Raw genomic sequence first — 12,233 nt, 5'->3', positions numbered from 1 at the left:
AACACCCGGCGGCTGCACTCTACGCTGGGCTATCTGACGCCGGCTGCCTATGAAGCCAGCCAGCGTCCAAAAAACACCTATCGACGTGTCCACTAAAACTTGACCACCACATGCTTCGTAGGTCGCTCGTTGCCGTGGCCGTCATGGCTGCTCGCGCCCACGATTGCGGTCCGGAGCCTTCGCTCCGGACTGCCCCCTCGTCATCTTCGTTGCGGCCTACGGCCGCTGCCTTCAGATTCCCTCGGGCGCATCGAGGTTGCTCGCAGCCATGACGGCCACGGCAACGAGCTGCCGATGTCTGGGCTTGATGCGCTGCTAGAGCTGTGGTCAGGGACGAGGCGTGCGGAGCCCGCCGAATTGCTGCCGCCCGGGCGGCGGCAATCGGCATACGCGGTTGTGGGACGTTGACGATGGACGCTTGCGCGCTTGCGGAGAGCCGCTAGTTTAGGGGGCCGCCATCGTGGGGGGTGGGTAGAGATGGGCGGCGCGCGGCGGCGGGCTGATTTCTTGTGGTGACTTTCTCGCGCGCCGCCCATCCGGCACTGGGGTTCAAGTGACGGAAGGCGGCGTACACTTTTTGTTTGGTGCCGCTCTTGGCCCTTCGCGCTTTCCCTTCGATCTTGCTCCTTTTATGACCGCTAACGCTGCGTTGCTCGCCTTCACATTGGCTGCCGCCATCCTCACGATTACGCCGGGGCTGGATACCGCATTGGTGCTGCGAACCGCCGCTGTCGAAGGCGGACGCCGTGCGCTGATGGCAGGCTTGGGCATTTGTGCCGGGTGCCTGATTTGGGGCGCTATCGCCGCTTTTGGCTTGGGGTCGTTGTTGGCGGTGTCGACGTTGGCCTATGACACCCTGCGGATTTGTGCAGCGGCGTACTTGTTTTATCTGGGTGCGAAATTGCTGTGGCGCACATTGCCGGGCAAAAAGACGACGCCGTTGCAGCCCGCCGAACCCATCGCGATACCCTCCACTACCAGCGCCACCGGCTGGTTCTTGCGAGGCTGCCTGACCAACGCGTTGAATCCGAAGGTGGGCATTTTCTACATCACCTTCCTGCCCCAATTCATTCCAGCCGGCACCAACGTGCTGACTTTCAGCCTGCTGCTCGCCGCGATCCACGCGCTGCTGGGCGTACTCTGGTTCGCATTGCTAGTCGCCGCAACGCGCCCGCTAGCAAAATGGCTGTCAAAGCCCGCAGTCACCCGCGGCCTGGACCGCATGACAGGCGCGGTCTTCATCGCGTTCGGATTGAAGCTGGCCTTGGAAAAACATTAATTCCAACACCGCCACGACGCCCCACCACCCAAACGCCAAAAAAGGCCGCCCGCGCGGCCGGCTTTGGCGGCCCCGCAAGACCTTCCCCCCCCAAACAACCCGAGGCAAAAATGCCAAGCAAACCGCCCTCCCCAGCGCCCGTCACTGGCCGCTATTGCAGCGTGTGGCGTCGGGGCGGGGGTGAGCGGGGCGAGTCGATGCGCCCGAGGGAATCTGAAGGCAGTTGCCGCAGGCAACAACGAAGATGACGAGGGGGACGTCCGGAGCGAAGGCTCCGGACCGCAATCGTTGAGCCCCGCTCACCCCCGCCCCGACGCCACACGCGGGTTAAGAACCCACCCCGATACCAACAACGGAACCCACAACCGCTACACCAAAAAACCCAGCCTCAATAAACCCCCACCGAATGTCGGGCGACAAAATGCCCGTCTCCGACGGCAACCAACGGCTCCACCAGCGGATCATCCCCCAGCTTTCTCATCGGGCTAGGAATCTCATCCACCAGCAATGACCGCTCCCGATGCCGCCGCTGGGGATCAGCGATCGGCACCGCAGCCATCAGCTTCTTCGTATACGGATGCTGCGGATTTTCGAAGATCGCCCGGCGCGGGCCGATTTCCACGATCTGCCCCAGATACATCACCGCCACCCGGTGGCTCACCCGTTCCACCACCGCCATATCATGCGAGATGAACAGGAACGACACCCCCAATTCCCGCTGCAAATCCAGCAGCAGATTCACGATCTGCGCCTGAATCGACACGTCCAGCGCCGACACCGACTCGTCCGCAATCACCACCTTCGGATTCAACGCCAACGCCCGCGCAATGCAGATGCGTTGACGTTGACCCCCCGAAAACTCATGCGGATAGCGGTCGATCATCTCAGGCAGCAGCCCGCACTTGTCCATCAGCCAGCGCACGCGATCCTGCGCCGCCTTGCCGCGCGCCACGTTATGGATCAGCAGCGGTTCCATGATGGAATAGCCCACCGTCATCCGCGGGTCCAGCGACGCGAACGGGTCCTGGAAAATGAACTGGATGTGCTGGCGCAACGTCTGCATCGCGCTGCCGCGCAACGCGCCGATATTCTTGCCGTCGAACTCAATCGTGCCGCTCTTGCTCTTCACCAGCTGCAACAGCGAACGGCCCGTCGTCGTCTTGCCGCAACCGGACTCGCCCACCAGCGACAGCGTCTCGCCGGGATACAGGTCGAAGCTGACCTTCTCCACCGCGTGCACGCGCTTCTGCACCCGGCCCAGAATGCCGCCAGTGATGTCGAAACTGGTCGTCAGGTCGCGCACCTTCAGCACCGGGCCGTTCTCGCGGCGCACGGTTGACGGCGCCGCCACCGGGGCATCCACCAGCGCAGCCGGGTCCGCCACATGCGCGGCCTCTTCCACCTTCAAGAGCGGGAACGGCGCGGGTTCATCCGTGCCATGCATCGCGCCCAGGCGCGGCACCGCCGACAACAGCGCTCGCGTATAGGCATGCTGCGGACGCGCGAAGATCTCGTCCGAACCGCCCTCTTCCACCTTGTCGCCGCGATACATCACCAGCACGCGGTCGGCCACTTCAGCCACCACGCCCATATCGTGCGTGATGAAAATCACGCCCATGTCCATTTCTTCTTGCAGCTGACGAATCAGTTGCAGGATCTGGGCCTGGATGGTGACGTCCAGCGCCGTCGTCGGTTCGTCGGCGATCAGCAGCTGAGGCTTGCACGACAACGCCATCGCGATCATCACGCGCTGGCGCATGCCGCCCGACAACTGGTGCGGATAGCGGTCCAGAATGGCGCGGGCCTCAGGGATGCGCACGCGTTCCAGCATGCGCAGCGTCTCGGCGCGCGCGGCTGCCGCGTCCAGGCCCTGGTGCAATTGCAGGGCTTCGGCGATCTGGTTGCCGGCCGTGAAGCTCGGGTTCAGCGAGGTCATCGGCTCTTGGAAAATCATCGCCACGTCCGCCCCGCGCACGCGTTGCAGCGTGGTGTCGGGGGCATGGGCCAAGTCCAGCACCTCGCCATTGCGGCGGCGCAGGAACATATCGCCATTGACGATCTTGCCGCCGCCATATTCCACCAGGCGCATCAGCGCCAGCGACGTTACCGACTTGCCCGAACCGGACTCGCCGACAATCGCCAGCGTTTCGCCACGGTCAACGTGAAACGACACATTGCGCACGGCTTCCACCGTGCGATCAGGGGTCTTGAAGCGCACGGTCAGGTCACTGACCTGAACGACGCGTTTAGGGTCCATGGTTGCCATAGTGATTACTTTTCCTGACGCGGATCAAGCGCATCGCGCAGGCCGTCGCCCAGCAGATTGAAGCCCAGCACCACCAGGAAAATGGCCGACCCGGGGAAGATCGACATCCAGGGCGCCTGGGTCATGAAGTTCTTGGCCGTGTTCAGCATCGAGCCCCACGACGGGGTCGGCGGTTGCAGCCCCAGGCCCAGAAACGACAGGCTGGCCTCGGCGATGATGGCCGTGGCGATGGTGATCGTGGCTTGCACGATCAGCGGCGGCATCACGTTGGGGAACACGTGCCGGCCGATGATGCGCAGGTCAGATGCGCCCAACGCGCGTGCGCTCTGCACATAGTCTTCGTTCTTCACCGCCAGCACCTGCCCGCGCGTCAAACGCACGAACTTGGGCGCGGCCGATACGCCGATGGCGATCATCGCGTTGGTCAGGCTCGGCCCCAGGAAGGCGGCCAGCGCGATGGCCAGGATCAGGAACGGAATGGCCAGCAGCGCTTCCGTGGCGCGCGAGATGATGCTGTCCGTCCAGCCGCCGAAGTAACCGGCGGCAAGCCCGAACGGCACACCGACCACCAGCGCGATCAGCACCGACACCAGGCCCGCCATCAACGACGCGCGGGCGCCATAGACCATGCGGCTGAAAATGTCGCGGCCCAGCTCATCGGTGCCCAGCCAGTACGACGCCGACGGCGCCTTGCGGATGGTGGTGAAGCTGGTCTGCAAGGGGTCGTGGTTGGCGATGAAAGGCGCCAGCACGGCCAACAGGACGAAGAACGCGACGATGGCCAGACCCAGCATCGCGATGTGATTGCGTTTGAATTTTCCCCAGGCGCGATTGCGGCTGCGGGGCGGCGTGACGGCAGCGGCCGTTGCAGGAAGTGCGCTCATGAGTGCCTCAGGCGGGGGTTGACCAGGATGTACAGAATGTCGGCCAGCAGGTTCATCAGAATGAAGCCCACCGCCACGCAGAGCACCACGCCCTGCACCACCGCGTAATCGCGCGTGAACACCGCGTCCACCACCAGCTTGCCGAAGCCCGGAATCGTGAAGACCTGTTCGGTCAGCACGGCGCCGGCCAGCAATTCACCGAACAGCAAGGTCACCAGCGTCACAATCGGCATCAGCGCATTGCGCAGCGCGTGGCGCAGCACGACCTGGCGCGGCGACACGCCCTTGGCGCGCGCGGTGCGCACGTAATCGGCCGACAGCGCTTCCAGCATGGACGAACGCGTGTGACGCATCAGGTAGGCGGCAATCGCGGTGGACAGCACCAGCGACGGCATCAGCATGGTCTTGATCGACAGCCAGAAATCTTCCGCGGGTGACACATAACCGGACGCCGGCAGCAGCTTCCACTGCACGGATACCACCATGATCAGGATGATCCCCAGCCAGAAGTTGGGGATGGACATGCCGGATAGCGCCGCGATGTTGGCGCCCATTTCAATGGGCTTGCCCTTGCGCACCGCGGCGATGATCCCCATCGGGATGCCGATCAAGAGCGCAAAGAACATGGCCATGGCGGCCAGTTGCAGGGTAACGGGCAGCTTTTGCGCGATCAGCGTCGTGACGGGCACGTCGGTGCGCAGGGACTTGCCCAGATCGCCTTGCAGCACCTGGCCGGCCCAGGCCGCGTATTGCATCGGCAGCGGATCGTTCAGGCGGTATTTGTCGCGCAGGTAATCCAGGACGGCCGGGTCGCGCTCTTCGCCGGCCAAGGTCAGCACCGGATCGCCGGGCAGGATTTTCTGCAGCATGAACACGATCATCGACACCAGTATCAGTGTCGGTATCGCGACGATCACGCGGCGCAAGATTAGTTTAAGCATGTGGGAAAAACCGTAGAACAGGAACGGCGGACGGCGTCAGGCCAACAACACCTGGCGCGCGGCCGCCGCAAAGAACCATGGGATGCGTCGCCGCATCCCATGTGCGCAGCGCCCTAAAAGGCGCGCCGCGCGTCGTCATTACTTTTGCGCGAACGTCACACCCTTCAGGCGGATCATGCCATCAGGATACGGCGTAAAGCCCTTGACCTTCTTGCCCATCGCAAACGGCCACGGCTGGTAGTAGTTGTACACGCCCGGCAGTTCGTCCTGGATGATGGTCTGCGCCTGCTCGTAAATCGCTTTGCGCTTGGCTTCATCCGTAACGGTGCGGGCCTCGTTCAGCAGCTTGTCCACTTCCGGATTGCAGTAGTGGCCATCGTTCAGCGCGCCCTTGCAGGTGACGAACGAATGGATGTTGCCATCCGGGTCCACGCGGCCAGACCAGCCCAGCATCACGACCTGGAAGTTGCCGCCCGACGATTCCTTTTGCAGGGCCGCGTATTCCGTGGGACGCAAGGACAGGTCAAAGCCCGCCTCGGATGCCATCGCCTGAACGATTTCAGCCACCGACGAGGTCGTGGTGTTGTTGCCGAATACCAGCTCCGCCTTCACGCGGTCCAGGCCCGCTTCTTTCAGCAAGGCCTTGGACTTGGCCACGTCACGCTTGGTGACGGGGAATTTGTCGCTGTGATAGGGGCTTGCCGGCGGGAACGGCTGTTGGGCCGGTTCGAAAATGCCGCCGCCTGCCACTTCGTTGATGGCGTTGCGGTCGATGGCGTATTGGAACGCCTGGCGCACCAGCTTGTTCTTGAACGGGTTGTCTTCGGCGCGCTTGCCGTTGGCCACGTTGAACATGAACTGCTGGAAGCCCAGGCCGGCCACCGGCGCAAACGTCAGGCTGGCGTCGGTCTTCACTTGCGGCGCGTCGGACGGGTTCAGGCGTTCCAGCAAGTCCAGATCGCCGGCGCGCAGATTCGACAAGCGAACCGTGGTGTCGGGAATGGGCAGGAAGGTGACGCGCTTGAACGCGTAGTCTTTGGCGTCGTAGTACTGGTCGAATTTTTCCAGCACGATGCGGTCGTTCTGGATGCGTTCAACGAACTTGTACGGGCCCGAGCACACGGGCTTGCGGCCCACCGAGGCCACGTCTGCGTCGGCGAAGGTCTTGGGCGACAGCATCATGCCGGCGCGGTCAGACAGCTGGGCCAGCAAGGTGGCGTCGGGCTTTTTCAGCGTCAGCACCAGGGTTGTGGCGTCCGGCGCGTCCACTTTTTCAACCGAGGCCAGTTCGCCCTTGCGCAGGCTGTCCGGCAGCGTCATCGCGCGTTCCAGGTTGGCTTTGGCCGCGGCGGCGTCGAACTTCGCGCCGTCATGGAACAGCGCGTCTTCGCGCAGCTTGAACGTCAGCACCTTGTTATCAGGGCTGAACGACCACGACGTGGCCAGCTGCGGCACGAAATGCAGCTTGGGATCAATGTCCACCAGCTTGTCGCACAGCGACGTGAACACGATGCGGCCCACGTAGGTGCGGGCGCGATGCGGGTCCAGAACGTCGGGATCTTCCTGCAGGCCGATCCGGATGTTCTGGGCGCACGCGGCGCCCGCAGCCAGCGCCAGCAGGCTGGCGCCGAAGGTCAAGGTCAAGCGTTTCATTGTGTTATTTCCCCTTGTTGCTTGCGATGCTTGAATGTGGATGGCCGTCTTAGAAGCCGACGGCCTGGCCGTCGCGGCGGCTGTCGCTGGCGGCGACGTAACCCAGCTCGTTGTCGCTTTCCGACATGCGCCAGATGAACTGGCCCGCGCCGAAGTCCATGTACGGATCGTCAACGGACTTCAAAGCATGCCCGAGGTCTTTCAAGCCTGCAATGGTGGACGCCTTCATATTGGTTTCGATGTCCAGCGTGAAGTCGCGGTTGACCTTCCAGCGCGGGGCGCAGCACGCAGCCTGCGGGTTCTGGTGGTAGTCGATCATGCGCACGACGGTCTGCATGTGGCCTTGCGGCTGCATGTCGCCACCCATCACGCCAAAGCTCATGACCGGCTTGCCGCCGCGCGTCAGGAAGCCCGGGATGATCGTGTGGAACGGGCGCTTGCCGCCTTCGACCACGTTGGCCGACTTGGGGTCCATCGAGAAGCCCACGCCACGGTTCTGCATGCTGATGCCGGTGCCCGGCACCACCACGCCCGATCCAAAGCCCATGTAGTTGGACTGGATGAACGAGATCATCATGCCGTTTTCGTCGGCGGCGGTCAGGTAGATGGTGCCGCCGGCATGCGGGCGGCCCGCTTCGAAGTGCGTGGCCTGATCCAGACGGATCAGCTTGGCGCGGCTGTCCAGGTAGGCGTCCGACAGCATCTGCTCGGGCGTCACCTGCATGGCGCGCGGGTCGGCCACGTACTTGTACAGGTCAGCAAACGCCAGCTTCATGGCTTCGATCTGGATGTGCTGCGACTGCACCGAATCCACCGGAATGTCAGACATGTCGAAGCGTTCGACGATGCCCAGCGCGATCAGCGCGGCAATGCCCTGCCCGTTCGGCGGGATCTCGTGCAGTTCGTAGCCACGGTACGACTTGGAAATCGGCTTGACCCATTCCGGACGGTAGTTGCGCAGATCTTCCAGCGTCATCGCGCCGCCGCATTCCTTGCTGAAGGCGGCGATGCGTTCGGCCAGCTCGCCTTCATAGAAGTCGCGGCCCTTGGATTCAGCGATGCGGCGCAGCGTGTTGGCGGCATCCGGGAAACGGAAGTGTTCGCCAACCTTGGGCGCGCGGCCTTCCGGCATGAACGCCTGGGCGTAGCCCGGCTGCGACTTCAGTTCTTCGGCGGCGGCGCCCCACTTGTGCGCCACGACCGGCGGCACGGCGTAGCCGCGCTCGGCGATTTCGATGGCGGGTTCGAACAGTTGTTCGAACGGCAGCTTGCCCAGCTTTTCATGCAAGGCAGCCCAACCGGCCACCACGCCCGGCACCGTCACGGCGTCCCAGCCGCGCTTGGGCTGAATGGCCAGGCCGTCGGGGCCCGTGCCGTACTTCGCCTTGAAGTACGCGGTGTTCCAGGCCGCCGGGGCCACGCCCGACGAGTTCAAACCATGCAGTTCCTTGCCGTCCCAGACGATGGCGAAGCAGTCGCCGCCCAAGCCGCAGGAAACCGGTTCAACCAGCACGATCGTGGCGGCGGCCGCAATGGCGGCGTCCACGGCGTTGCCGCCCTTGAGCAGCATGCGCAACCCGGCTTGGGCTGCCAGCGGATGCGACGTGGACACCACGTTGCGCGCAAACAGCGGGATGCGAACGGAAGGATACGGGTTGCCCCAGTCGAAGGATTTCATGTGGCTTGTCTCTAAACAGGTCTGAACGGGTCAAATCGGGTTAAGCAGGCGAAGGTACTCTCGTGATCTAATTAAATCAATTTGATTTTTTGTTCCGTCATAAAAGAAATTTTTATGGGTCATCGCTATGAGCACCATCCGGTTTTTGCGCACGTTTCTGGCGGTTGCCCACCATGGCTCTTTTTCCGAAGCGGCCGAGCAAGTGGCGCTGACCCAGGCCGCCGTCAGCTTTCAAATGCGCTCGCTGGAAGCGGAGCTGGGGCGCGAACTCTTCGACCGTAGCGGCCGACTTGCCATTCTTAACGCAGCCGGCCGGGAATTGCTACCTGAAATCAAGCATTTACTGGATTTATACGACCGAATGCGCCTGCCGCGCACGGTGCCGGGCGAACTGGCCGGGTCGGTCTCGGTGGGCAGCATCGTGTCGTGCATGGGCACGCTGTCCAAGGTGGTGTCGGGCTTGAAGAAGGCCCACCCCAAGCTGGACGTGCGCATCCTGTCGGGCAAGGCAAGCGAGCTGGCCGGCAAGGTCGAAGACGGCGAGCTGGACGCGGCGTTCCTGGTGGAAGCCGGCCGCAAGATGGCCAGCACGCGCTGGACTCCCCTATATGAAGAGCGGCTGGTGGTGATTGCGCCGGCATCCGCCACGGGCAAGGACGCGCGTCAGGTGCTGGCGAACAACCCCTTCCTGCGCTTTGACCGCACGCAACGCACGGGCTTGCAGATTGACCGCCTGCTGCGGCGCCTGGCGGTACCGCTGAACGAATTCCTGGAACTCAACGCCATCGAGACGCTGGTGGAGCTGGTGCGCCAAGAGGTCGGCGTGACCCTGTTGCCGCTGATCAACGGGTCCAACTGGCAACACAGCCCCGAACTTCGTATTCTGACGCTGCCCCAAGACTTAGGCCCGCTTTCGCGGGCCATCGGCATGCTGGAACGGCGCGAGCACGCACGCCAGAGCATCACGGCGGCGATCTGCGAAGCGTGCGCCACGGCCTTCCGGGCGCGCGAACCGCAAACCACCGCCTGATGCTGGGGGCGTACCTGCTCAGGGCTTACCTGCTCAGGCTTACCTGCTTAGGGCTTACGTCCTCAGGGCTTACGCCCTTGGGGCTTAGCTCGCCATCGCCGGGTCGGTGATGGACGTCTTGCCCGTTTCAACGTGGCCGGCGAAGCGGCGCAGGTACGACGGGTCTTCGGCCAGGCGGGCCGTGAAGTCGTACCAGTGGCCGCTGGCTTCCAGCGCCCAGTGCTGTTCCACCTTGCTGCCCGCCGGCACCGTCAGCGTCCACCGCTCATTGTTGGTGTAGTAAGCGTTGGGCGTGACTTCGAACGTGCAGGCGTCCTTGCCGCTGTTGATGAAGCTGACATAGACGTCGCCATTGGCGATGTCATAGCAGACGCGGATTTCCGGGTCCAGCTGCGACGTGCGCGCCAAGGCCAGGTCGCCGGCAAAGTGGCGGTGGTAGCCGTTGGGGCCAAGCACCCACAGGTCGTACTTACCGCCGTCAGCGGCCGTGTCCCAGCTGCCTTCCAGTTGCTTGCCCGCTTCCACCGTGTAGCGGCGCGGCAGGCGGTCCAGATGCAGGCGGTCATAGACATGGAAGACGGCAGCCTGCTTGCCAGTGTTGGAAAACAGCAGCCACATGTTGCCCGTGCTGGGCTGGCTGCGGCCGCTGGTGTGCAGCTCGTACGGCAAGGCGCGCGCGTAGCGGTAGCCCTTTTCCTGCACCGGCTTGGCCTGCGTCGTCGTGTCCGGCAGCGGCACGGCGGTCAGCGCTTCCTGCGCCGCGCGTTCCTGGTCCGAGCCCGAACGGGTCAGCCGATTCAGGTCGGGCAGCTTCTCGTCATTGGGCGTGGCGAAGTTGAAAGCCGAGGTCAGGTCGCCCAGCACCGCACGGCGCCACGGGCTGATGTTGTCTTCCGCCACGCCGAAACGGGCTTCCAGGAAACGCAGCACCGACGTGTGATCAAACGCCTGGGAATTGACCCAACCGCCACGGCTCCACGGCGACACCACATACATCGGCACGCGCGGGCCGGGGCCATAGACGCGGTTATCCGCCGCATCCTGAGCGGACGCGTGCGTGTGGCGATCCAGATCGGTGTTGACGGTGGACGCACCGGCCATCGACCCATCCGCGTTCAGCGACGGGGCGGCGGGCGACGGCACATGGTCGAAGTAGCCGTCGTTTTCGTCGAAGTTGATCAACAGCACCGTCTTGCTCCAGACGTCCGGGTTCGACGTCAGCGCATCCAGCGTTTCCTGGATGTACCACGCGCCCTGGATGGGGCTGGACGGGCCGGGGTGCTCGGAATACGTGGCAGGCGCCACGATCCACGACACTTGCGGCAAGGTGCCGTTGTTGACGTCGTCTCGCAGCGATTGCAGGAAGCCGCCGTCGGGCATGGTGTTGGCCGTGCCCTTGTACAAGGGGTTGGCGGCGTCCATGCTGGGCGTCCAGGCCGGGTACGGCGAACCGCTGGCGGCGTTGCCCGCCTGCTCGTTGGCGCGGCGGTATTGCTGGAAGCCGGCCAGCGGGTTGTCGCCAAAGTTCTCGGGCAGGTTCTGGTAAACCTTCCAGCTGACACCCGCCTTTTGCAGACGTTCCGGGTACGTCATCCACGTCCAGCCGGTGGTGGACGCACCCAGGCTGTCCCACTGGTTGCGGGTCGACGGGCCGTTGCCCTGCGCCAGCGGATCATTCGTGCCGGTCCAGTGGAACAAGCGGTTCGTGTTGGTGCCGCCGTGCGACGAACAGTGATAGGCGTCGCACAGCGTGAAGGCTTCGGCCAGCGAGAACTGGAACGCCACCTCTTTCTGGCGGTAGTAGCCCATCGACTGGTTCTGCTTGTAGCGCGGCCACTGGTCCATGCGGCCGCCGTCCCACGCCATCTGCGCGTCCACGTAATCATGCGGCGTGCCGGACACGCGCTGGGCGTTGCCCTGCGTGCTGTCCAGGTGATACGGCATCACCACGCGGGTGCCATTGGTCTGCTCCCACACCGAACGGTTCTGCGGCAGCGGAATCGTGATGCGGTCGCCAAAACCGCGCACGCCCTTGAACGTGCCGAAGTACATATCGAACGAGCGGTTTTCCTGCATCAGGATCACCACGTGTTCAACGTCGTTGATGGTGCCCGTGCGGTTGTTGGCCGGAATGGCCAGCGCGCGGCGGATGGCGGGCGGGAACATCGACAGCGCGGTCAGGCCGGCGGTGGAAGCGGCGGCGTTACGCAGGAAGCGGCGCTTGCCGGCGTGGATCGGGTCTTTTTCGGACTTCACGGATGCTTTTCCTATGACTCGGTAAGAGGCGCGGCTCAAGGCGCGCAACGCAGTTCGGGCTTGGCCGGCGTGGGCGGTACGGGCGTGGGCGTGGGCGTTTCGGTGCCGCCGCCGTTGTCGGGCGGCGTGCTGTCGTCGCCGTCATCACCGCCGCAGGCGGCCAGCGTGGCGGTCAGCATCAGCACCGCGCCAGCGCGCAGAAGGTTGCGCAAGATCATGGAATGACTCATGTTTTTTCTATCCAGG

At 63.9% G+C, this 12,233-nt stretch carries 9 protein-coding genes; 2 read left to right on the top strand and 7 right to left on the bottom strand.

Annotated elements, in window-relative coordinates:
- The first annotated feature begins 631 nt into the window (after nt 1-631).
- The gene (locus HV765_RS13765) at nt 632-1,279 is read left to right on the top strand and encodes a LysE family translocator (RefSeq protein WP_175170032.1); all 648 of its coding nucleotides are present in this window, start codon (nt 632-634) and stop codon (nt 1,277-1,279) included.
- Between the two features lie 388 nt (nt 1,280-1,667).
- Here the strand turns inward: HV765_RS13765 and HV765_RS13760 are convergent, their stop codons facing one another.
- The 5 genes from HV765_RS13760 to ggt form a co-directional block, all read right to left on the bottom strand.
- Nucleotides 1,668-3,536, bottom strand: coding sequence for a dipeptide ABC transporter ATP-binding protein (locus tag HV765_RS13760; protein WP_156336859.1), 1,869 nt, complete (start codon nt 3,534-3,536; stop codon nt 1,668-1,670).
- A 14-nt stretch (nt 3,537-3,550) separates the two neighbouring features.
- Nucleotides 3,551-4,429, bottom strand: a complete 879-nt coding sequence (nikC, locus tag HV765_RS13755; RefSeq protein WP_054426077.1) for a nickel transporter permease — start codon at nt 4,427-4,429, stop codon at nt 3,551-3,553.
- The gene (locus HV765_RS13750) at nt 4,426-5,370 is read right to left on the bottom strand and encodes an ABC transporter permease (RefSeq protein ID WP_054426079.1); all 945 of its coding nucleotides are present in this window, start codon (nt 5,368-5,370) and stop codon (nt 4,426-4,428) included. Before HV765_RS13750 ends, nikC begins: the two co-directional genes overlap by 4 nt.
- Nucleotides 5,371-5,508: 138 nt before the next feature.
- Nucleotides 5,509-7,023, bottom strand: a complete 1,515-nt coding sequence (locus HV765_RS13745; RefSeq protein WP_175169998.1) for an ABC transporter substrate-binding protein — start codon at nt 7,021-7,023, stop codon at nt 5,509-5,511.
- A 49-nt stretch (nt 7,024-7,072) separates the two neighbouring features.
- Nucleotides 7,073-8,701 (bottom strand): gamma-glutamyltransferase, encoded by a 1,629-nt coding sequence (gene ggt, locus HV765_RS13740; protein WP_054426083.1) that lies wholly within the window; start codon nt 8,699-8,701, stop codon nt 7,073-7,075.
- Between the two features lie 127 nt (nt 8,702-8,828).
- Here ggt and HV765_RS13735 point away from each other — a divergent pair, with 127 nt between their 5' ends.
- Nucleotides 8,829-9,731, top strand: coding sequence for a LysR family transcriptional regulator (locus tag HV765_RS13735; protein WP_175169997.1), 903 nt, complete (start codon nt 8,829-8,831; stop codon nt 9,729-9,731).
- An 84-nt stretch (nt 9,732-9,815) separates the two neighbouring features.
- On the opposite strand, the gene HV765_RS13730 is transcribed toward HV765_RS13735, so the two are convergent.
- Together HV765_RS13730 and HV765_RS13725 are read right to left on the bottom strand one after the other, a co-directional pair.
- Nucleotides 9,816-11,987 (bottom strand): phosphocholine-specific phospholipase C, encoded by a 2,172-nt coding sequence (locus HV765_RS13730; RefSeq protein ID WP_175169996.1) that lies wholly within the window; start codon nt 11,985-11,987, stop codon nt 9,816-9,818.
- A gap of 35 nt (nt 11,988-12,022) precedes the next feature.
- Nucleotides 12,023-12,217, bottom strand: coding sequence for a hypothetical protein (locus tag HV765_RS13725; RefSeq protein ID WP_054426089.1), 195 nt, complete (start codon nt 12,215-12,217; stop codon nt 12,023-12,025).
- Nucleotides 12,218-12,233: the final 16 nt, after the last annotated feature.

The organism is Achromobacter kerstersii (genome assembly GCF_902859595.1).
GTDB classification, from domain to species: domain Bacteria; phylum Pseudomonadota; class Gammaproteobacteria; order Burkholderiales; family Burkholderiaceae_B; genus Achromobacter; species Achromobacter kerstersii.
Note: the sequence above shows the minus strand (reverse complement) of the source record. Positions and strands in the feature narration are given on the sequence as shown.

Bases quoted from the DNA above. Each gene is read 5' to 3' on its own strand.
- ggt (WP_054426083.1), bottom strand. From the start codon at position 8,701: ATGAAATCCTTCGACTGGGGCAACCCGTATCCTTCCGTTCGCATCCCG.
- HV765_RS13765 (WP_175170032.1), top strand. From the start codon at position 632: ATGACCGCTAACGCTGCGTTGCTCGCCTTCACATTGGCTGCCGCCATC.
- HV765_RS13760 (WP_156336859.1), bottom strand. From the start codon at position 3,536: ATGGACCCTAAACGCGTCGTTCAGGTCAGTGACCTGACCGTGCGCTTC.
- HV765_RS13745 (WP_175169998.1), bottom strand. From the start codon at position 7,023: ATGAAACGCTTGACCTTGACCTTCGGCGCCAGCCTGCTGGCGCTGGCT.
- HV765_RS13750 (WP_054426079.1), bottom strand. From the start codon at position 5,370: ATGCTTAAACTAATCTTGCGCCGCGTGATCGTCGCGATACCGACACTG.
- nikC (WP_054426077.1), bottom strand. From the start codon at position 4,429: ATGAGCGCACTTCCTGCAACGGCCGCTGCCGTCACGCCGCCCCGCAGC.
- HV765_RS13725 (WP_054426089.1), bottom strand. From the start codon at position 12,217: ATGAGTCATTCCATGATCTTGCGCAACCTTCTGCGCGCTGGCGCGGTG.
- HV765_RS13735 (WP_175169997.1), top strand. From the start codon at position 8,829: ATGAGCACCATCCGGTTTTTGCGCACGTTTCTGGCGGTTGCCCACCAT.